The sequence below is a fragment of the Streptomyces sp. NPDC031100 genome, assembly GCF_055570785.1.
In genome coordinates, this window is sequence record NZ_JBVIGN010000022.1 from 33,962 (window position 1) to 54,649 (window position 20,688).

The window sequence follows — 20,688 nt, forward strand, 5'->3', positions numbered from 1 at the left end:
TCGAAGCTAGCAAAACGCCCCCGCGCTGCCCAGACGGCGACCGACGGGCGAGACGGCCACCGGGCCTTTGGCGGAACCCTACAGACGCGGTGTCAGGCCCCTCGGTATCCCGAGCCACTCCACCTCAGTGACCGGTATCACGCCGTACCCGGTGTAACCCACATCCTTTGTCCGGAGCCCACCAAGGGCTCGTTGCCGCCTTTGTCGAGCGCTGACGGTGATCAGTGCACGGAGGCCGGTATAGCGTCACGGTGTTCCCCCGTGCCCACACCAACCGCGGAGTCCCCATGAGCACCGCCACCGCCGTCGCCCGACCCGGCGCCGTCCTCGCCGACCTCCTCCCCGCGTCCCGCGTGCGCGACGCGGCCCTCGTGCTCGGCGGCGCCGCGCTCACCGGTCTCGCGGCCCAGCTGTCGGTTCCGGTGCCCGGCTCCCCGGTGCCGGTGACCGGCCAGACCTTCGCCGCGCTGCTCGTCGGCACCGCGCTCGGTGCCCGCCGCGGTTTCCTCTCCCTCGCCCTGTACGCCGTCGCGGGTGTCGTCGGCGTGCCGTGGTTCGCGGACGGCACCTCCGGCTCGGGCGCGGTCTCCTTCGGCTACGTCATCGGCATGCTGCTCGCCTCCGCGGCCGTGGGTGCGCTGGCCCGCCGCGGCGCCGACCGCTCCCCGCTGCGCATGGCGGGCACGATGCTCCTGGGCGAGGCGATCATCTACGCCGTCGGCGTCCCCTACCTGGCCCTGGCCGCCGACCTGTCCGCGTCCCAGGCGATCTCGCTCGGCCTCACCCCGTTCCTGATCGGCGACGCCCTCAAGGCCGCCCTGGCGATGGGCGTGCTGCCCACCGCCTGGAAGTTCGTCAGCAAGAGCTGACGCCGTAGCTCCTGCGGAAGAGGTTCGCCGGGTCGTACTGCTCCTTGAGCCCGGCGAGCCTCTTTCGCGTCTCCGGGTCGTACAGCCCCGCACCCCGGTCGCCGGCCCCGAAGGCGAAGTTCAGCGACCGGCCGAGGGTGTCGTCCGCCAGCAGCGCGAACGCCGGGTCGAGCACGGCCCGCGCCTGCTCCCGGTCGCCGACGGTCAACAGCCGTACGAGGAACCGCCCTTCGCGGTACGGCACCGCGTTCGGCGCGGGCCGGCCGAGCGCTCCGCCCAGGTGATTGACCTGGACGACACACATGCTGGGCGCCTCGGGCCCGGTCAGCCGCAACAGCTCCCCGGCCCGCTCCACGTCCAGCTCCCGCAGCACCGCACTGTCGCCGTAGTACGCGTGCGGGAAGTCCGGGTCGCTGTGGATGGTGTGGCTCTCGGCGTACGGCATCACGCGCAGCGAGTCCGCGAGCACCGGCTCGATCTCCCGCAGCGGGGCGACGAGTTCCTCACCGTCGGCGCCGGTGTAGGCGACCCGGATGGACACGACGCACCGCTCGCGCAGGTGCGGCGGCAGCGCGGGCAGGTCCGGGTACGGTACGGCCGCGAAGGACGAGGTCAGCCCGTCCGGCACGGTCCGCGTCCAGGCCTCGTACGCCCGCAGCACCGCCGCCGGGTCCACCACGCGCCGTCGAAGGAGACCGAGCCGCCGTACAGCGTCCGCACCGGCACCAGACCGATCTCCAGCTCGGTGACGATGCCGAATCTGCCCGGCGCCGAGCAGCGCCCAGTACAGCTCGGGGTCCGAGTCCGGGAGTGACGTGCGGCGGGCGCCGTCAGCGATGACGACGCCCCGGCCGCCACACATGGTCCGCCGCGTACCGCTCCTTGCGAAGTGGGCCACGCTCGGGCCGACCACCGCGCCCGGGATGCTCCGGACTGCCCCGCGAACGGTCTTCGGGGTCAGAGAGCGCGCTGTTCCGCCTCGGCGATTCGCGTCTTACAGCCGACAGGCTGCACGAAGTCCTCGGCGGGCTGGTCCGCTCTCCTGCGGTCCTCGGCTGCAAGTGCCCCGACGGGTAGCTCTCTCGGCACGATCCTCTGGTCGCGCAAAGTCACACCTCGCCGATAACAGGCACTCCGCTGTGACCGACCGCAGCATCGTATCACTCATTGAGGTCAATCGACTACGCGACGCAGTCGAGGGGGAATGGCGGGCCGCTGGGCGAAACCCAGCTGGAATCCGGCGAGTTCGTCCTCGTAGCCCGCGTCGTCCGGGCGGAGGAGGAGCAGGTCCGCGCTGTTGTCCACGAAGGTCATGACGCAGAGGATGGCCGCATAACCTGACAACTTCCGTCAGGTCATGCGGCCGATGTGCGTTCCGCTCAGGCCTCCTGCCGCCTGCGCTGCGACCACCACACCCCGGCCGCGCCGGCCGCGATCAGTGCGGCGCCCGCAGCGCCCAGGGGCAGCACGTCACGGCCCACACCGGTCTTCGGCAGCTCGTCGCCGCCGGGTGCGACCGGCTTGTTGTCGGTGCCGAGGAGCAGCGGGGTGGCCGGGGCGTTCGGCGACGGGTTGGTCGTACCGAACGGCACCGGGCCCTGCTGCCAGAAGGTCTTCTTTCCGTCCGTCGTCTGCACGGGCAGACAGATCTTCCCCGCCTTGCTCAGGTCGTACGTGGCCTGCACGGCGTACGACTTGGACTGTCCGGCCGCGAGCGTACCGACCGGGCAACTGAATCCGCTGTTCGAACCTTTCGGCAGGTCCTTTTCAGCGATCGCCGAGCAGCCCTGAACGCCCGTGATCCTCAGCGCGTCGAATCCGACGACCAATAGCCGGATGTCGCCGCTCTCCTTGCTTCCCTCGTTCTTCACTGTGGCGGTAATCGCCGTCTTTTTCGAACTTTTGTCGACCGAGATCTTCTCCGGCAGCAGCGTGCGCAGCTTCACGCCCGCCGGTGCCTCGTCGACCGCCTTTCCCCCCTTGTCGCTGCCCGGTCCCTGGTCATCGGCGGCGGCCGCGCAGCTGAGGATCAGCACGGCCGAGAAAGATGCCGTGACCAGCGATCCCGCGATGCCCGCCCTGCGACGAGAACTCATGTTCGCCCCCCTTGCAACCCCCTGGACTGCGCCTGAATTCGCAGTACTTGAAGAGGTACCACAAGATTTCCCCGCACTATGCTGGTACGGCGCGAAGTGTGACCGTTGTGTTTCAGCAGAGGTGGTCGTTGAGGGGGGTGCGACACATTGCCGGGAAATATGGGGGAAGCGGGAGAGCCGGGGGTCGGCGGGATTCCGGGGCTGCTGGTGAACGCGCGCTATCGGCTGGTCGAATGCATCGGTCAGGGGGGAATGGGGCGCGTGTGGCGGGCCGTCGACGAAATACTCGACCGGCTGGTCGCGGTGAAGGAGATACGCATCGTCGGACAGGCCGCGGAGGACAGCCGCACGCACCGGGAACGCACCCTGCGCGAGGGCCGGGCGACCGCCCGGATCGACCACCCCAACGTCGTGCGCGTGTACGACGTCGTGGACGAGGGTGAACGCCTGTGGATCGTCATGGAGTTGGTCCCCGGCCGCTCACTGGAACGCATCATGACCGAGGACGGCCCACTGACCCCGCGCGAGGCCGCGCGCATCGGGCTGGGCCTGGTGGCGGCGCTCCGCCAGGTGCATGCCGGGGGCGTCCTGCACCGGGACATCAAACCGGGCAACGTCCTGGTCGAAACAGTCGAAACAGTCGAGACAGGAGCGGGCCGCGTGGTCCTCACCGACTTCGGCATCGCCGCGATCCAGGACGCCAAGGCGCTCACCATGGTCGGCATGCTCGTCGGCTCCCCCGACTACATGGCCCCCGAACGTATCTCCGGCCGGCGCCAGGGTCCCCCGTCCGACCTGTGGTCCCTCGGCGCAACCCTGTGCGCGGCCTTGGCGGGCCACTCCCCGTTCTCCCGCGACACGACCCTGGCGACCCTGCACGCGGTCCTCTACGAGGAGCCTCGACTCCCGCTCTCGGCAGGCCCGTTGCGCGACACCCTCGCCGCACTCCTGACAAAGGACCCGTCGGCCCGCCCCGGCCTCGCCGAGGTGGAGAGGTCCCTGCGAGCGGTGGGGCACCCACCGGTACCGACGCATCCCTTCAGGGAGGTGCCGACGGCGGGAGATGGGTCCGCGGAGAACGAACCGCCGAACCAGGGCTCGGTCGGAGCCCGGGGCGGGCAGGGAGCCGCTCCGTCCGACCAGCCGTCTCAGGGTGCCGCTGTCGTGGAGGGGCAGGAGCAGGGCTGGGGCGGAGCCCGGGGTGGGCAGGGGGTCGCTCCTGCCGGTCGGCTGTCCGAGGGTGCGCCGGTTGGGGAGGGGCCGGATCGGGGCTGGGGTGGGGCTAGGGGTGGGCAGGGAGTTGCCTCGTCCGGCCAGCCGCCTCAGGGTGCCGCTGTCGCGGAGGGGTCGGATCGGGGCTGGGGCGGGCAAGAGGTCGCTCCGCCCGGTCGGCCGTCCCAGGGCGCCCCCGCAGGGGAAGGGCTGCTCCCGGCCGGCAGCGGCTCGGCCCCTTTCGGCGGTGGTCCGGCTCCTGCCCCGGCTCCCGCCGGGGATGGGGTGGTGCCGGTCGGCAGTGGTTCGGTGCCGGTTGGGGGTGGTTCCGGTCCGGTCCCGACCGCTGCCGAATCCGTGTCGGGGCCCGTCGGCGGGGCGCCCGAAGGGTTCGGGGGTGGGCCGGCGGAGCCTTCCGCTGCCTCGCTCGCGCGGGCTCGGGCGGTGACCGAGTGCCGAGCGGGCGCGCTGATCGGACCAGACAACGGACCAGTCAACGGACCAGTCAACGGACCGGCCAACGGACCAGCCAACGGACCAGCCAACGGACCAGCCAACGGACCAGCCAACGGACCGGCCAACGGACCGGCCGGTGGACCTGTCAACGGACCGGCCGTCGAGCCGGCCGCGGAACCTGAGGCCGCCGTCGGTCCGCACGCCCGCCGGACCGCGCTGCTCGCCGTGCTCGGGGTCGTCGCCGTCGGTGTCGTGGTCGGAGTGCTGGTCGCCACGTCGGGCGGAGGCGAGCGGAGGGAGGGGGCACGTGGCGGGAGTGCCGTCGCCTCCTCGGTCTCTTCGGCCTCGGCCTCCTCTTCCACCTCTTCCACGGCCGTTTCACCGACGGCCTCCCCGACCGTCGACGACACCTCTCGGCCGCACAAGCCGCCGCCCGGTGCGCGGACGGAGGCGGGCGGGTTCGCGTGGACACCGCCGCAGGGATGGCGGCGGGACGTGAAGACCGGTGCCGAGGTGCACTACACCTCACCCGACGGACGCCAGGAACTCGTCGGAAAGTCCTCGCTGGCCCGGGGCGACCTCCTGGACACCTGGCGCCGGTCGGAGCAGGACGCCCGGCGGGGACGGGACTACGTCAAGATCCGGCTGGCCCAGACCACGTTCCAGGGGCACCCCGCGGTCGTCTGGGAGTACACCTTCACCCTCAAGGGCACCCCCTGGCACGCCCGCCTCCTCGGCTTCGACGCGGACGGGAAGTCGTACCAGATCAACACCTGGTACCAGCCGGAGATCGAGACACAGGCCCTGAAGACGTACAGCACGGTGAAGGAGACCTTCACCGTGCTGTGAGTCGAGGAGGAGGGCGGGTCAGGCCGTGGGAACCTTGTCGTTGACCTCGACCGCGGGCGCCTCGGTCGCGCGGCCCGCCGTCACCTTCTCCTTCACGAAGGCGATCACCAGCACGATCGCCGCGACCAGCAGGGACAGCAGCACGGTCGTACGGCCGCTGCTCTCGCCCTTGGTGTCGGTCAGCATGTAGCCGAGGACGAACACGATCAGTCCGGCCGTCGCCCAGGTCAGGTACGGGTACAGCCACATCTTCACGACGAGCTTCTCCGGCGCCTCGCGCTGGATGATCTTCCGCATCCGCAGCTGCGAGAAGCAGATGGCCAGCCACACGAACAGGGCGACCGCTCCGGAGGAGTTGACGAGGAAGAGGAAGATCGTCTTCGGGTACTCGTAGTTGAAGAAGACGGCCACGAAGCCGAAGACGACGGACGCGAGGATGGCCGTCATCGGCACGCCCCGGGAGGTGGTGCGGGCGAAGGCCTTCGGGGCGTCACCGCGCTGGCCGAGGGAGAAGGCCATGCGGGAGGCCGTGTACAGACCCGAGTTGAGGCAGGACAGCACCGAGGTGAGCACGATGAAGTTCATGATCTCGCCGGCGTGCGCGATACCGAGGGAGTCCAGGGCGGCGACGTACGAGCCGTTCTTGGCGATCGAGGGGTCGTTCCACGGCAGCAGGGAGACGACGACCAGGATCGAGCCCAGGTAGAAGACGCCGATACGCCAGATGATGCTGTTGGTCGACTTGGTGACCGCGCGCTGCGGGTCCTCCGACTCGCCGGCCGCCAGGGTGGCGATCTCGCTGCCCATGAAGGAGAAGACGACCAGCAGCACACCGGTCAGGATGGCGCCGGGGCCGTGCGGCAGGAAGCCGCCGTGCGAGGTCAGGTTGGAGAAGCTCGCCTTGTCGGCGTGCACGCCCGGCAGGACACCGAAGATGGCCAGCAGGCCGACGACGATGAACGCGCCGATCGCCACCACCTTGATGCCGGCGAACCAGAACTCGAACTCACCGTAGGAGCCGACCGAGACCAGGTTGGTCGCGGTCAGGACGACCATCACGATGAGCGCCCAGCCCCACTGCGGTACGGCCGGGATCCAGCCCTCGAGGATCTTCGCGCCGGCGGTCGCCTCGACGGCGAGCACGACGACCCAGAAGAACCAGTAGAGCCAGCCGATGGAGAAGCCGGCCCAGCGTCCGAGCGCACGGTCGGCGTGCGCGGAGAAGGAACCGGAGGTCGGATTCGCGGCGGACATCTCGCCGAGCATGCGCATCACGAGGACGACGAGGGTGCCGACGAGGGCGTAGGACAGCAGGATGCCGGGGCCCGCCGTGGCGATACCGGAGCTGGAGCCGACGAAGAGTCCGGCACCGATCACACCACCGATGGCGATCATCGACAGGTGACGGTTCTTGAGTCCTGCTTGAAGTCCGGAACCAGGGGTCATGGACGGATTTCCTTTGCGCCGGAGGAGCGTTTCCCGTACCAGAGGGGGTGCCTTTGTGGGGCGGAGTACGAGGACCCGCACGAGCGGTGTACGAGCCGGTCCAGTGAATCGGAGGCGAACGAATTCGGGAACCTCTGAATCCGTATCGTTACTTGAGGTTCCCTCGAGGTTCTATGGTCTGACTCACATTTTTCCGCGTCGGCACCCGAAGCTGCTGCCCCGCATGGGACATGTCACACTCGTCCCATGCGCGTGTATCTCGGCTCCGACCATGCGGGCTACGAACTCAAGAACCACCTCGTCGAATGGCTCAAGGCGGCGGGGCACGAGCCCGTCGACTGCGGGCCCCACATCTACGACGCCCAGGACGACTACCCGCCCTTCTGCCTGCGTGCCGCGGAGAAGGCGGCTGCGGACCCGGACGCTCTCGGCATCGTGATCGGCGGCTCCGGCAACGGGGAGCAGATCGCCGCGAACAAGGTGAAGGGTGTGCGGGCGGCGCTGGCGTGGAGCGAGGAGACGGCGGCGCTGGGGCGGCAGCACAACAACGCGAACGTCGTGGCCGTGGGTGCGCGGATGCACAGCACGGAGGAGGCGACCAAGTTCGTCGAGGTCTTCCTCAACACGCCGTTCTCCGACGACGAGCGCCACATCCGCCGCATCGACATGCTGTCGGCCTACGAGACGACCGGCGACCTCCCCCCGATCCCGGCCCACCACCCCCAGCAGTAACACGGGCCCCTCTGCCCACCCGCCCACCCGACTCGATCGGCTGACAAGGGGCGGGCAAGGGCCGGAGCCGAGGCGGGTCACCCAGAGGCCTCCAGCCCCACTGGGACCGCCGACTGTCCCGCCTTGGCGACGGCCGGGTCTCCAGGGGCGTCCGGCTACGTCGGGGCTTTCGGGTCTGTCCCGCCGGGCGAGGTTCGGTCCTCCGGGTCAGTCCGTCCGGTGGTGTTCGGGTCTCCGGGGTTGCTGTCGTCCCGTCGGGCGACGCGGGCGGGCAGGCGGGTTGTCCGTCTGTGGCGTTCGGGTCTCTGGGTCAGTCCGTCCGGTGGCGTTCGGGGCTCCGGTTCAGCCCGTCCGGTGATGTCGGGCGTCTGGGGTTGCTGTCGGGCGGCGCGGCTCCGGGGTCCGTCCCGCCGGGCGAGGTTCGGTCCTCCGGGTCAGGCCGTCCGGTGGCGTCCCGTCGGGCGACGCGGGCGGGCGGGTTGTCCGTCTGTGGCGTTCGGGTCTCCGGGGCAGTCCGTCCGGTGATGTGGGGCCTCTGGGGTTGCCGTCGGGCGGCGCCGGCGGCCGGGCTGTCTGACCGGTGGCGTTGGGGCCGCCTCTGGGGCTGCACTCCGGGCCGGCGGCGGTCGGGGCTCCGGGTCTTCCGGAGCCGCCGTTCGCTCGCGTCCCGGTGGGCGTGCGCCGCTCTCATCTGTTCGTCCACTCTTCTGCCGACCGAGACGGGCGGGTGGGTGGGAAAGATCTGTCGGAAAGGACACCTCGCCTTGCCAGAAGGGCACACGATTCACCGGCTGGCCCAGGACTACGCCGCCCGCTTCCAGGGCACCGCCCCACGCGTGACCAGCCCCCAGGGCAAGTTCTCGGACGCGGCCGGCCTGCTGAACGGCGCCCTCCTCACCGGCACCGAGGCCCACGGCAAGCACCTCTTCCTCCGGTTCCGCGACACCGACTGGGTCCACATCCACCTCGGCCTCTTCGGCAAGGTCGACTTCGGCGACACCCCCGCACCCCCGCCCACCGACACCGTCCGCCTCCGCCTCGCGAACGACACCGCGTACGTCGACCTGCGCGGCCCCACGACCTGCGCGCTCATCACGGACGACGAGAAGCGCGCGATACACGACCGCCTCGGCCCCGACCCCCTCCGCAAGGACGCCGACCCCAGCACGGCGCACCGGAAGATCTCCCGCAGCCGTACGACGATCGCCGCCCTGCTCATGGACCAGAAGATCATCGCCGGCGTGGGCAACGTCTACCGCGCCGAGGTCCTCTTCCGGCACCGCATCGACCCGTACCGCGCGGGCAGGGACATCACCCCGGCCGAGTGGGACGCCCTCTGGACCGACCTCGTCGCCCTCATGCACGAGGGCGTGCGCAACAACCGCATCGACACCGTCCGCCCCGAGCACACCCCCGAGGCCATGGGCCGCCCGCCCCGCGTGGACGACCACGGCGGCGAGGTGTACGTCTACCGCCGGGCCACCCAGCCCTGCCACATCTGCGGCACCGGCATCCGCACCGCCGACCTCGCCGCCCGCAACCTCTTCTGGTGCCCCACCTGTCAGAAACCCTGAACGGGACCGACTAGAAGCCGTGCGGCAGCCACGGGACCACCGGTGAGCCGAACGCCACCGACGCCTCCGAAAGTGCGCCCTGGCGCAGCTCCCGTACCCGCCCGGCCGCCGCCAGCGACAGCAGGGACACGCCGCCGAGGTAGGCCGCCCCCAACTCCCGTACGGACAGGGCGAGATCGGCCGCTTCGGTCGTACGCTCGCAGGACGCGCCCTTGGTGTCCCCGGTCAGCCGCCAACGCCCCGCGTTCCAGGGACAGAAGGTGTCCTCCACCTCAAGCACCACGTCCACCGGCGCCTGGTAGGTGCGTGCCGTGAGCGCCGTACCGAGGTCGACGAGACGGACGTGGCAGGAGTCCCGGAAGCGCGGCGTGCAGCGCCGTATGTCGGAGACCAGGTACTGCCAGGTGTCGTCGAGTGGCCGCCCCCGCACGGTCAGCGTCGTCATCAGGTCGATGCCGAACAGGAAACGCCACAGCGCCGCGTCGGTCGCCGGGTCCAGCGCGGCGAGGTCCTCCAGCTTCACCGTGCCGTTGTGCCCGCTCGGCCCCCACTCGATCTTGGTGCGGAAGCGCGCGTACCCGGTGACCCGGCCTTCCCTTTCGGCGACCACGCACTGCAGCGCGGACGCCCCCTCCCGATCGCTCTCCGGGTCGAGCAGCCCCGCCCGCTCCCAGCCGGGCTGCCGGGCCAGCATCCCGGGCCGGCGCGGCACCAGCGCCGCGTAGACCGCCTCGCACTCGGCGAGGACGTCGGCGGGCGCCGCGTACCGCAGCCGTACGTCCTCGGTGCCGGCGGGCAGCGCCAGCGTCACCCGGCTCGTGTCGATCTCGGCCTGCAGCTGGAAGGTCCCCGTGCCGTACCCGAAGCGGCCGTAGATCGCCGGCTCGGAGGCCTGCAGCACCGCCAGCGGCTCGCCCAGGGCGTGCACATCGTCCAGCTGGCGCCGCATCATCGAGGTCAGCACCCCGCGCCGCCGGTGCGTGGCGGCCACGCTCACCATCGTGACACCCGCCGCGGGCACCAGGGCCCCGCCCGGCACGGTCATCCGGAAGCTGAACGCACCCGCCGTGCCCACCAGCACGTCCCCGTCCCAGGCGGCCAGGGAACGGTCGAACTCGGTGAGCGATTTGTCCAGTTCGCGCTCTTCGGGGGTGGCGGCGCCGCCGAAGGCGCGAATCAGGTTGTCCCACCATCCGTCCCACTGCTCGGGACGCAGCACCTTCAACTCGGTCGAACGGTCAGTCGCCATGAGTCATGCCTATCAGGGGCATTGCGGGACGAGCCAGTGAATTTCTCCCGGGCGGCGGCGCGATGGCCCTGAGTGCCGTTCACTGTGGAGTCGAACCGCGAAGTTGAGCCTCTCACGGGGGACAAGTGGGACCTCCCGTGCCAAGCGGCTGGTCCGATGGATAGGGTCCCGAACTAATGGCAGCAGGACGAGAGCGGCGCGCGAAGGCCGAGACGTTCACGGCCCGGTGGAAGATGCAGTGGCACCGGGCCCGGGTCGGCCTGCGCAGAAGCGCCGTGGACTACTTCCGCGGCGACGGCTCCGACTGGATCGCGCTCGTCGGTCTGCTGCTCACCATCCCCGTCCTCGCGGCCATGACCCTCGGCAACTCGGTGTGGTGCTCGCCGGCCACCCTGGTGCTGCCGATCGTCGCGGGCGGCCTGCTGCTGCGCCCGGCCAGCCTGCTCGGCCTGTACGCCGCGGCGGCCACCGCGCTGATCGTGGAGTCGGTGCGGCTCGGCCCGTACACCGAGGGGCCCTCGCGGGTCACCCCCGGCGTGGTCCTGGTGGTCGCCGCGTGCGGCTTCTTCGGGCTGCTGACCGCGCAGTTCCGCAGCCGGGTCGGTGTGCCCTGGCGGCGCGGCGGCACCATGCTCTTCGACCTGCGCGAGCGGATCCGGGTGCAGAGCAAGCTGCCGAAGCTGCCGCAGGGCTGGCACCGCGAGATGGCGCTGCGCCCGGCGGGCGGGCAGTCCTTCTCGGGCGACTTCGTCGTCGCGGCCCGTACGAACGGCGGCCGCACCCTGGAGGTCGTCCTCACGGACGTGTCCGGCAAGGGCATGGACGCGGCCTCGCGCGCCCTGCTGCTGTCGGGCGCCTTCGGCGGCCTGCTGGGCTCCCTCCCCCCGCACGCCTTCCTGCCCGCCGCCAACGGCTACCTCCTGCGCCAGGACTGGGACGAGGGCTTCGCCACCTCCATCCACCTGGTCCTGGACGTGGACTCGGGGGACTTCGAGCTGTACTCCGCGGGCCATCCGCCGGGGCTGCAACTGAGCGCGGGCAGCGGCCGCTGGGAGGAGAAGGCCGCCGAGGGGCCGCTGCTGGGGGTGTACGACGGCGCCCAGTTCGACCCCGTGAAGGGCTCGCTGCGCCCAGGTGATGTGCTGATGCTGTTCACGGACGGTCTGGTGGAGACGTCCGACCGCGACATCGTGGAGGGCATCGACCGCCTCACCGGCGAGGCCGACCGCTATGTCGCCGGCGGCTTCCACGGCGCCGCCTGGCACCTCATCGAGGCGGTCGCCAGGGACGTCAACGACGACCGGGCACTCCTGCTGATCTGCCGGGAGGCGTCGACGGCGGCACGCTGAGCCGCCCGCATGGCCCGGCAGCGCGCCGCACTCGGCACCCTGCGGCTGATCGGCTCCACCCGGCGGCAGATCCTGCGCATGGTCCGCTGGGAGGCCCGGCTGGTCGCCCTCGCGGGCATCGCGCTCGGCACAGCCATCGCCGTGCCCACCCTGGCGCCGATGACGAACGGGCTGACGGGGCGGGGACCGCACATCCCGCCCGTGGTCCACGGCGCCTTCGCGGGCGGGATCCTGCTGCTCGGGCTGACCGCCGTCGCCGTCCCGGCCCGGGCCGCGCTGCGCCGGGAGACACTGGGGGAGTGACCGAGACGCAGCTGACCCTGGACGAGGTCGAGCACCTCGCCCGAGCCGCCCACGCGGGACAGACCGACAAGGCCGGCCGGCCGTACGCGGAACATCTCGCGGCCGTCGCGGCCGGGGTGCGCGCCCGCGGCGGGGACCCCGAGCAGATCGCGGCCGCCTGGCTGCACGACTCCGTCGAGGACGACGCGCTGAGCGAGGAGTGGCTGGCGGCCGCCGCCCTGACGGAGCGCACCAAGGCCATCGTGCGCGCCGTCACCAAGCGCGCGGGGGAGGAGCCTGAGGCGTACGCGCGCCGGATCCTCACCACCCCGGGCGCGCTGCTGGTGAAGGAGGCCGACCTGGCGCACAACGCCGACCCGGAGCGGCTCGCCGTCCTCGACGAACCCACCCGCGGCCGGCTGACCGAGAAGTACGCACGGATGCGCGCGCTTCTCGGCCTGTGACCCTCGCCTAGGCGCTGGCGGCTCCCACCCGTTCCCGCTCGGGCGTACCGCGGCGTTCGCGCGCGGGGTGTGCCTCGTCCTGCCGGAACGCCCACGCCATCCTCGGCTCCATCGCGAACCGGAAGACGCGCTGCACGGGAGAGGTGCACAGCAGCGTGACGGCCGTGGCCGCGAGGACGGTGACCAGGGCCGCGCCCGGCAGCCCGTACCGGTCGGCGATGTCGAACCAGCCCGCGTACAGGCAGGCCTTGATGACGAAACCGTGGAGCAGATAGCCGTACAGCGTGCCCTGGCCGAGGGGCGTGAACCACATCCGCCGGCGCGGCACCCAGGCGTAGAAGCAGGCCGTCAGCAGCAGCGCACAGCCGAACATCGCCAGTGTCATGAGCGGTCCGGTCCACCACGGGGCGTGCAGGTCCTGGGCGGCGTTCTCGCGGTAGAACCACCCGACGTCCATGTGCGGCGCGCTCCACCAGCCGAAGGCCAGCGCCACGGCGAACACCGGCACCGCGGCGATGCGCACCCAGCGCCGGCGCACCAGCTCGAAATGCTCGGGCTTCATGCACAGGCCCAGCACGAAGCAGGGCAGGAACTGCAGGATGCGGGGGAGCGCCAGCTCGCCGCCGATCGAGGGGGAGAGCGACGCGAGCATGGCGACGCCGAGCGCGACGGGCAGCGGATGGCGCAGCAGCTTCCAGAGCGGGCTGATCATCCGCCAGACGAACAGCGCGCACAGGAACCACGTCAGATACCAGGGCGTGAGGAGGCTGATCTGCCGGTCGGCGGTGTGGCCGACGTGGATCCGGAAGAGCGAGTACGCGGTCTCGAAGAGGACGTACGGCACGGCGACCCCGGTGACCAGCCGCTTCAGCCGGTCCGGGCGCATGTCGAAACTGCGGGAGAAGAAGCCGGAGATGATGATGAACGCCGGCATGTGGAAGGTGTACACGACGTTGTACGCGGCTTCGAGGGTCCGGCTGCCGTCCTTGACCGGTGCCAGCGCGTGACCCACGGCCACCAGGACGATCGCCAGGTACTTGGCGTTGTCGAAGAACGAGTCGCGCTGCCCACGGGGTCTGTCCGCCGGGGGCTGCTGCCTCCGCGCACTCATCGGAGTACGCGTACCGGGCACTCCGTCCGCCGGCGACTGTGCCGGGGGGAGTGGACTGCGGTTCGGGCCGGGGGACGGGGCGGCGGCAGACATCTCAGGCACCCTAGCGTCGACTGTGCGATTTCGTAAAACACCCGCCGTCAATTCTGCTGAGCGCCTTCTGCTACCCCCGAATTACCGGTCCTTGCACCCTTGTCGATGTGACGGCGCGCACGCGCGAGAGGAGGCTTTCGCCCCCGATGTCTAGATTGATCCTGACTAATTGGTGCATACGTCACCTCTGTGCCATCAATTCGAATTACCTTCACGGGAGTTGTGTGAGGCGTGAAACGAACCTGTGTCATTTCCCCCGGGAATCACGCCCGGGTGGCCCCTCGAATTGCTGTGCGGCGCGCCCCGGCGTCATGGCCGCGTCCGACGTTGCGTCACGAGGCGCATACCCCGGCCGGGTTGGTGGCACGATGGTTCTGGCGGGGGTGCGGGGTCGTACCCCCGGGCCGGGAGAGCGGACCGACCGAGGGTGTGATCAGTTGTGGCCATTTCACTGTCCGTGGTGCTGCTGTTGGCGATCATCCTGGTAGTGATGATCAGAGGGGGGAACATCAAGGCGGGGCCGGCCATCGTCGCCGCACTCTTCGGCTTCTTCCTCGCCTCGACCGGTATGGCACCGTCCATCAACCGGTTCCTGAACTCGATAGCGGAGACCATCAACTCGATCAGGTTCTGACTCCGGCGGGGCGGGCCGGCAGGGCTGGACAACTGAAGCAACGGGGGGACGTACGGGGATGACGCTGCGCGACTCGGATCCGCGGGATGTGGGCGGCTACCGGATCGAGGACCGCCTCGGCAGCGGTGGCATGGGTGTGGTCTACCTCGCCCGCTCCGCCTCCGGCCGCCGGCTCGCCGTGAAGGTCGTCCACGGCCAGTGCGCCGACGACGACGAGTTCCGCACCCGCTTCCGCCGCGAGGTGGCCGCCGCCCGCCAGGTCAGCGGCGCCTTCACGGCACCCGTGGTGGACGCCGACGCCGACGCTCCGCGCCCCTGGATGGCCACGCTCTACATACCCGGAGAGGACCTCGGCACCCACGTCCGCCGCCACGGCCCCCTGCCGCCCGACCGCCTGCGCGAACTCGCCGCCGGCCTCACCGAGGCCCTGCGTGACATCCACCGTGCCGGCGTGGTCCACCGGGACCTGAAGCCCGCCAACGTGATGCTCGCCGAGGACGGCCCCCGCGTCATCGACTTCGGCATCTCCCGCGCCGCCGACCTCACCCCCGCCGACGCCCTCACCCAGACGGGCCGCGTGATGGGCACCCCGCCCTTCATGTCCCCCGAGCAGTTCACCTCCCCGCACGAGGTCGGCCCGGCCACCGACGTCTTCTCCCTCGGTGCGGTCCTGGTGTACGCCGCCACCCGGCACGGCCCCTTCGACAGCGCGAACCCCTGGGAGACGGCCACCAAGGTCGTCGAGGACGAGGCCGACCTCGACGGCGTTCCCGACGATCTGATCCCCTTCATCCGCCTCTGCCTGGAGAAGCACCCCAAGACGCGCGCCACCCCCGACGAACTCCTGCACCTGCTCCAAGAGGGGCGGCTGCCCCACCGCGGCCCCGGCCCGGCGGCCGGACCCGGCTCGACCGAGCGCGAGCCGGCCCCCGGGCGTCGACGCCGCCACTGGCCTGCCGTCGCCGCGGCCGCCGCCGTACTGGCCGCCGTGGCCGCCGCCGGCACCGTCGTCCTCGCCCGCGACGGCGGGGACGCCTCGCACGCCCTCCCGGCCGGCTGGCACGCCTGGCACCGGCAGGCCAAGGACCCCACGACCAAGGCCCTGAACCTCTTGAGCGGCGGCGCCCCCTTCAGCGGGTGCGTCACCTCACGGACCTCACTGGTGTGCGCCGGCGACGGCATCATGGCCGCCCGCTTCGCCCTCGCCGACGGCCGCAACAGCTGGACCCTGCCCATGCCCATGACCCTCAGCCCCAGCGGTGGCTCGATCATCGGCACCCGACCCGGCGGCGTGTACGTCGTCGGCGGCGACGAGCGCGCCGGCAAGCCGACGCAGGACGCGGCGACCCGCTTCACCGTGCAGTCCCTCGACACGGCCACGGGCAGAGCGGTCTGGAAGACGGTCGTCGCCGACGACGCGCAGAGCCCGATTCCGGACTCCGGCAGCGCCGTCGCCACCCCGGCTGGCGTCGTCACCCTCTACGGCAACGCCGTCGACTCCTACGCCCTCCTCGACGCCGCCACCGGCACCGTCCGCTGGCACCACCGGCTGCCCTACGGGGGCAGCGGCGACTGCCTGCTGACCGGCGCCGCCGGACAGGCGTACCTGATCTGCCAGGTACCCAAGGCCAACGGCGACCCGGACCACACCACCATCACCCCGCTGGACCCCGCCACCGGCAAGGCCCGCTGGACGCGGACGGTCAAGGGTGCGGCGTACCCGCTCGGCGAGACCCGCGGCCGCCTGGTGGTGGCCGCCGACCCGCAAATGGAGAAGCTGACCGCCCTGACCCTGATCGACCTCTCCTCGCGCGTCCTGACGACGGTACGGCTGACCGCGCCGAGCACCACCTCGGGCGCCTATCTGGTGCACGGAACCCTCTACCTCACCCTCACCAGCGGCAGCGTCCACGCGGTCGACCCGGTCAGCGGACGCGAGCTGTGGGAGAGCAATTCCACCGTCGAGCAGCCCGGCCCGCCCACCGCCTCCGCCACCCGGCTCTACCTGGCCTCGCCCACCGGCCGCCTGGCCGCCCTCGACCTGCGCACCGGCCGGGTCACCGGCACGCTCCCCGGCCGCGACGACGGCAACGTCGACGGCTCCTTCAACACCCCTGGGGCCCCCGTCCTGTCCGGCGACGCCCTCTACGTCCCCTACGGCCGGCGCTCGGTCTACAGCGTGGACGTGAAGAACCTCTGAAACACACACTCCGAGCCGTTCCCCGCTGACGCTCGCTGTTTAGGGCACACGGGGGACACGCCTGTGGTGGAACCGTGCCGTCCGATCTTCCCGATCGTTACGGTGGGCATGCGAAAGATCATCATCACCGCCGCGCTCGCGCTGGCCACCGCGGCTATGACCGCCCCTGCACACGCCAACAGTGACGGCAACATCGGCAGCGGCATCAACGGTGGCAACAACTGGACCTTCTCACCTGCAACCGCGTGTCTCTCGGGAGGACTGGACGTGCCCGTCGTGTCCGTCCTGAGCGGCCACCTGCCCGCCACGGCCGCGAACTGCAAGAACGGCACCGTGGTCGACTACTTCGGCGTCTAGGCCGAAGTAGGCCCCGGCCTCAGGAACGACCGAAGGCCCAGGTGAGAGGGAAACACCCTCTCACCTGGGCCTTCGACAGAGAGAGCGGGCGACGGGAATCGAACCCGCGTAGCTAGTTTGGAAGACTAGGGCTCTACCATTGAGCTACGCCCGCAGCAGCGCGCCGCCGGTCGGTGACCGCGGCACTGCAGAGCATCGTAGCGGGTCGCCCGCCGCGGAAGCCAATGTGATGGGACTGCGGGAATGCCACGTGCGCGGCAGTGGAGAAAGCGGCCGACGGATCCGGCCGCGCCATGTACCCTACGTGTCGCACCAGACGGGGTGTGGCGCAGCTTGGTAGCGCGTCCGCTTTGGGAGCGGAAGGCCGTGGGTTCAAATCCCGCCACCCCGACCACCGGCTCACGGCATCGTGATGATCGCCTTTTGGGGCGCTGACCGGCTGCGGTTACTATGCAAGCTGCGCGCCCGTGTGTCCCGGCCCCCTCGGCCTACGAACTCCTCCGGGCGGCGAAATCCGCCGGACCTGTCTGGCTCCGGCAGAAACCAAGAAGTCAGCCACAAGGAGACCGAACCGTGAAGAGCGCCGTGGAGACCCTGAACCCGACCCGGGTTCGGCTCACTGTCGAGGTGCCCTTCGAGGAGCTCAAGGACAGCCTCGACGCGGCGTACAAGAAGATCAACCAGCAGGTCACGGTGAAGGGCTTCCGCAAGGGCAAGATCCCGGCCCGCGTCATCGACCAGCGGTTCGGCCGCGGTGCGGTGCTGGAGGAGGCCGTCAACGACGCGCTTCCGAAGTTCTACACCGAGGCGGTCAACGAGGCCGAGCTGAGCCCGCTGGGCCAGCCCGAGGTCGACATCACCGAGCTGAAGGACGGCGAGACGCTGAACTTCACCGCCGAGGTCGACGTCCGCCCGGCCCTGGAGATCCCGGACTACTCCGGCATCGAGGTCGAGGTCGACGCGGTCGAGGTCACCGACGAGGACATCGAGAAGTCGGTCGAGCAGCTCCGTGAGCGCTTCGCCTCCACCTCCCCGGTCGAGCGTGCCGCCGAGGACGGCGACGTGGTCACCATCGACCTGGAGGCCAAGGTCGACGGCGAGGTCCTCGAGGACGGCGTCGCCCAGGGCGTCTCCTACACCATCGGCTCCGGCGAGCTGCTGGACGGCATCGACGACGCCGTCAAGGGCCTGTCCGCCGACCAGGAGGCCACCTTCACCTCCGAGCTGAAGGGCGGCTCCGCCGCGGGCAAGGAGGCCGAGGTCACCGTCAAGGTCACCCAGGTCGCCAAGCGCGAACTGCCCGAGCTGGACGACGAGTTCGCGCAGCTCGCCTCCGAGTTCGACACCCTGGACGAGCTGAAGGCCGACAGCCGCAAGCGCCTGGCCAACATGAAGCAGTACGACCAGGCCACCCAGGCCCAGGAGCGCGTCCTGGAGAAGCTCCTCGAGCTGGTCGAGGTCCCGGTCCCCGAGAAGCTGCTCGAGGACGAGGTCAACACCCGCAAGCACAACCTGGAGCACCACCAGCTCGGCCAGATGGGCCTCACCCTCGACAAGTACCTGGAGATCCAGGGCAAGACCGTCGAGGAGTTCGAGACCGAGACCCGCGAGGCCGCGGTCAAGGGCATCAAGACCCAGTTCGTCCTCGACGAGCTGGTCAAGAAGGAGAACCTCAACGTCAACCAGGAGGAGCTCACCGAGCACCTCATGCGGCGTGCGGCCTCCTCCGGCATGTCCCCCGACCAGTTCGCCCAGGCCGTCGTCGAGGGCGGCCAGGTGCCGCTCCTGGTCGGCGAGGTCGCCCGCGGCAAGGCCCTGGCCGTCGTGGTCGAGGCCGCCACGGTGAAGGACACCAACGGCGAGGTCGTCGACCTGGACGAGGAGGACGAGACCGAGGCCGCCATCGAGACGGTCGAGGCCGCCGAGGGCACGGACGAGGGCACGGACGAGGAGAAGGCCGAGGGCTGAGCCCTACGGCGTCTCTGACGACGTAGACGGGCCCCTGGGGACCATCCCCCGGGGCCCGTTTGTCATACCGGTCCAGACCGGCCAATCTGAAGGGGCGCGGGGCTGCATCGGGTCGCGGCTCCGCCGTGGGGCGCGACCAGCCACAACGCACCCGCGCCCGGCAGCGCACCGCACCCCGGCGGCGCTACGCCCCCGGCGAACACTCCCATCTCCGGGATTCCCCGAAGGGACCTGAGCGTTAGGGTCCATGAATACGAGGGCAAGCTGGAGTTCCCGCTAAGCCCCGGCAGGACTACGTGAGACGGCCCGGCGCCGTCGTAAGACGAGCAGGTGGATACGTGACGAATCTGATGCCCTCCGCCGCCGGCGAGCCTTCCATCGGTGGTGGCCTCGGCGACCAGGTCTACAACCGGCTGCTCGGCGAGCGGATCATCTTCCTCGGCCAGCAGGTCGACGACGACATCGCCAACAAGATCACCGCGCAGCTGCTGCTCCTTGCCGCCGACCCCGACAAGGACATCTACCTGTACATCAACAGCCCCGGCGGCTCGGTGACGGCCGGCATGGCGATCTACGACACCATGCAGTACATCCCGAACGACGTGGTCACGATCGGCATGGGCATGGCGGCCTCGATGGGCCAGTTCCTGCTCACCGGCGGCACCGCCGGCAAGCGCTTCGCCCTGCCGCACACGGACATCATGATGCACCAGGGCTCCGCGGGCCTGGGCGGTACGGTCTCGGACATCAAGATCCAGGCCCAGTACCTGCTGCGCACCAAGAAGACCATGTCCGAGCTGACCGCGCTGCACTCCGGCCAGACCGTCGAGACGATCATCCGCGACGGCGACCGCGACCGCTGGTTCACCCCGGAAGAGGCCAAGGAGTACGGTCTCATTGACGAGATCATCACGCACGCCTCGGGTGTTCCGGGAGGCGGCGGCACCGGTGCCTGACCGGCCCGGCCACGCCAAGCACCGCCGAGACCCCAGCCCCCCGAACGCCACCAGGACGGTGAACCCCATGAGCAACTTCCCCGGCGCCGCCAGCGGCATGTACGAAGGGCCGCGCCCCGACAGCCGCTACGTCATCCCGCGCTTCGTCGAGCGCACCTCCCAGGGCATCCGCGAGTACGACCCGTACGCGAAGCTCTTCGAGGAGCGCGTGATCTTCCTGGGCGTCCAGATCGACGACGCCTCCGCCAACGACGTCATGGCGCAGCTGCTGTGCCTGGAGTCGATGGACCCTGACCGGGACATCTCGATCTACATCAACAGCCCCGGTGGTGACATGACGGCCCTCACGGCCATCTACGACACCATGCAGTTCGTGAAGCCCGACATCCAGACGGTGTGCATGGGTCAGGCGGCCTCCGCCGCGGCCATCCTGCTCGCCGCCGGTACGCCGGGCAAGCGCATGGCGCTGCCGAACTCGCGCGTGCTGATCCACCAGCCGGCCGGCTCCACCGGCCGCGGTCAGCTCTCCGACCTGGAGATCATCGCCAACGAGTTCACCCGGATGCGTGACCAGCTGGAGACCATGCTGGCCAAGCACTCCAACCGGCCGATCGAGAAGGTCCGCGAGGACATCGAGCGCGACAAGATCCTCACGGCCGAGGAGGCGCTGGAGTACGGCATCGTCGACCAGATCATCTCGACCCGGAAGATGAACAACGCCGACGTCCGCTGACGCGGGCCGACGCGACCGTCGACGCATTCTCTGCCCCTCTTGGCACGGTGCACGTCAA

Annotated in this window: 19 protein-coding genes and 2 tRNA genes; 14 read left to right on the plus strand and 7 right to left on the minus strand. The window is 70.5% G+C overall.

Translation table 11 applies throughout. The features are described from left to right. The first annotated feature begins 287 nt into the window (after positions 1–287). On the plus strand, positions 288–869 hold the full coding sequence (locus ACZ5DS_RS40325) for a biotin transporter BioY (protein WP_468248918.1): 582 nt from the start codon (positions 288–290) through the stop codon (positions 867–869). On the opposite strand, the gene ACZ5DS_RS40330 is transcribed toward ACZ5DS_RS40325, so the two are convergent. The 3 genes from ACZ5DS_RS40330 to ACZ5DS_RS40340 all read right to left on the minus strand — a co-directional run bounded on the left by ACZ5DS_RS40330 (position 856) and on the right by ACZ5DS_RS40340 (position 2,965). Next, positions 856–1,548, minus strand: coding sequence for a BBE domain-containing protein (locus ACZ5DS_RS40330; RefSeq protein ID WP_468248920.1), 693 nt, complete (start codon positions 1,546–1,548; stop codon positions 856–858). The genes ACZ5DS_RS40325 and ACZ5DS_RS40330 overlap by 14 nt on opposite strands. Before the next feature lie 494 nt (positions 1,549–2,042). Continuing rightward, the gene (locus ACZ5DS_RS40335; RefSeq protein ID WP_468248923.1) at positions 2,043–2,183 is read right to left on the minus strand and encodes a hypothetical protein; all 141 of its coding nucleotides are present in this window, start codon (positions 2,181–2,183) and stop codon (positions 2,043–2,045) included. A 65-nt stretch (positions 2,184–2,248) separates the two neighbouring features. Further along, positions 2,249–2,965, minus strand: a complete 717-nt coding sequence (locus tag ACZ5DS_RS40340; protein ID WP_468248925.1) for an LPXTG cell wall anchor domain-containing protein — start codon at positions 2,963–2,965, stop codon at positions 2,249–2,251. A gap of 252 nt (positions 2,966–3,217) precedes the next feature. Between ACZ5DS_RS40340 and ACZ5DS_RS40345 the strand changes: the two genes are divergently transcribed. Beyond that, complete coding sequence (locus tag ACZ5DS_RS40345) at positions 3,218–5,482, plus strand: serine/threonine-protein kinase (RefSeq protein WP_468249033.1); 2,265 nt, start codon at positions 3,218–3,220, stop codon at positions 5,480–5,482. An 18-nt stretch (positions 5,483–5,500) separates the two neighbouring features. On the opposite strand, the gene ACZ5DS_RS40350 is transcribed toward ACZ5DS_RS40345, so the two are convergent. Beyond that, a complete protein-coding gene (locus ACZ5DS_RS40350; RefSeq protein ID WP_468248927.1) occupies positions 5,501–6,928 on the minus strand; it encodes an amino acid permease in 1,428 nt (475 codons plus the stop codon). 246 nt (positions 6,929–7,174) lie between these two features. On the opposite strand from ACZ5DS_RS40350, the gene ACZ5DS_RS40355 reads away from it, so the two are divergent. Then, entirely contained in the window at positions 7,175–7,660 is a 486-nt protein-coding gene (locus ACZ5DS_RS40355) for a ribose-5-phosphate isomerase (protein WP_468248929.1), read from the plus strand. Between the two features lie 764 nt (positions 7,661–8,424). Further along, positions 8,425–9,234, plus strand: coding sequence for an Fpg/Nei family DNA glycosylase (locus tag ACZ5DS_RS40360; protein ID WP_468248931.1), 810 nt, complete (start codon positions 8,425–8,427; stop codon positions 9,232–9,234). A gap of 10 nt (positions 9,235–9,244) precedes the next feature. Here ACZ5DS_RS40360 and ACZ5DS_RS40365 read toward each other — a convergent pair whose 3' ends face one another. Continuing rightward, complete coding sequence (locus tag ACZ5DS_RS40365; RefSeq protein WP_468248933.1) at positions 9,245–10,483, minus strand: GNAT family N-acetyltransferase; 1,239 nt, start codon at positions 10,481–10,483, stop codon at positions 9,245–9,247. 176 nt (positions 10,484–10,659) lie between these two features. Between ACZ5DS_RS40365 and ACZ5DS_RS40370 the strand changes: the two genes are divergently transcribed. The 3 genes from ACZ5DS_RS40370 to ACZ5DS_RS40380 are packed head-to-tail and all read left to right on the plus strand — an operon-like array spanning position 10,660 to position 12,578. Then, positions 10,660–11,832 carry a SpoIIE family protein phosphatase gene (locus ACZ5DS_RS40370; protein ID WP_468248936.1) on the plus strand — a complete coding sequence of 391 codons (1,173 nt, stop codon included), beginning with the start codon at positions 10,660–10,662 and terminating at the stop codon, positions 11,830–11,832. Positions 11,833–11,841: 9 nt separating this feature from the next. Continuing rightward, positions 11,842–12,135, plus strand: a complete 294-nt coding sequence (locus ACZ5DS_RS40375; RefSeq protein ID WP_468248938.1) for an FtsX-like permease family protein — start codon at positions 11,842–11,844, stop codon at positions 12,133–12,135. After that, positions 12,132–12,578, plus strand: a complete 447-nt coding sequence (locus ACZ5DS_RS40380) for an HD domain-containing protein (RefSeq protein ID WP_468248939.1) — start codon at positions 12,132–12,134, stop codon at positions 12,576–12,578. Before ACZ5DS_RS40375 ends, ACZ5DS_RS40380 begins: the two co-directional genes overlap by 4 nt. Positions 12,579–12,585: 7 nt before the next feature. Here the strand turns inward: ACZ5DS_RS40380 and ACZ5DS_RS40385 are convergent, their stop codons facing one another. After that, entirely contained in the window at positions 12,586–13,689 is a 1,104-nt protein-coding gene (locus ACZ5DS_RS40385) for an acyltransferase family protein (protein WP_468248942.1), read from the minus strand. A 532-nt stretch (positions 13,690–14,221) separates the two neighbouring features. Here ACZ5DS_RS40385 and ACZ5DS_RS40390 point away from each other — a divergent pair. The 3 genes from ACZ5DS_RS40390 to ACZ5DS_RS40400 all read left to right on the plus strand — a co-directional run bounded on the left by ACZ5DS_RS40390 (position 14,222) and on the right by ACZ5DS_RS40400 (position 16,973). Further along, the gene (locus ACZ5DS_RS40390) at positions 14,222–14,416 is read left to right on the plus strand and encodes a hypothetical protein (RefSeq protein ID WP_468248944.1); all 195 of its coding nucleotides are present in this window, start codon (positions 14,222–14,224) and stop codon (positions 14,414–14,416) included. Between the two features lie 58 nt (positions 14,417–14,474). Then, positions 14,475–16,616: a protein kinase domain-containing protein gene (locus tag ACZ5DS_RS40395; RefSeq protein WP_468248946.1), complete on the plus strand. Its 2,142-nt coding sequence runs from the start codon at positions 14,475–14,477 to the stop codon at positions 16,614–16,616. Between the two features lie 108 nt (positions 16,617–16,724). Beyond that, positions 16,725–16,973 carry a hypothetical protein gene (locus ACZ5DS_RS40400; RefSeq protein ID WP_468248949.1) on the plus strand — a complete coding sequence of 83 codons (249 nt, stop codon included), beginning with the start codon at positions 16,725–16,727 and terminating at the stop codon, positions 16,971–16,973. 83 nt (positions 16,974–17,056) lie between these two features. On the opposite strand, the gene ACZ5DS_RS40405 is transcribed toward ACZ5DS_RS40400, so the two are convergent. Beyond that, positions 17,057–17,127: transfer RNA gene (locus tag ACZ5DS_RS40405), tRNA-Gly, on the minus strand. A 163-nt stretch (positions 17,128–17,290) separates the two neighbouring features. Here ACZ5DS_RS40405 and ACZ5DS_RS40410 point away from each other — a divergent pair. From ACZ5DS_RS40410 to ACZ5DS_RS40425, 4 genes are all read left to right on the plus strand, one after another. Continuing rightward, a tRNA-Pro gene (locus ACZ5DS_RS40410) sits at positions 17,291–17,367 on the plus strand. 179 nt (positions 17,368–17,546) lie between these two features. After that, entirely contained in the window at positions 17,547–18,941 is a 1,395-nt protein-coding gene (gene tig / locus ACZ5DS_RS40415) for a trigger factor (RefSeq protein WP_468248951.1), read from the plus strand. Positions 18,942–19,291: 350 nt separating this feature from the next. Then, on the plus strand, positions 19,292–19,897 hold the full coding sequence (locus ACZ5DS_RS40420; protein ID WP_450580754.1) for an ATP-dependent Clp protease proteolytic subunit: 606 nt from the start codon (positions 19,292–19,294) through the stop codon (positions 19,895–19,897). A 67-nt stretch (positions 19,898–19,964) separates the two neighbouring features. Further along, positions 19,965–20,630 (plus strand): ATP-dependent Clp protease proteolytic subunit, encoded by a 666-nt coding sequence (locus tag ACZ5DS_RS40425; protein ID WP_468248953.1) that lies wholly within the window; start codon positions 19,965–19,967, stop codon positions 20,628–20,630. The last annotated feature ends 58 nt before the right edge of the window (positions 20,631–20,688 follow it).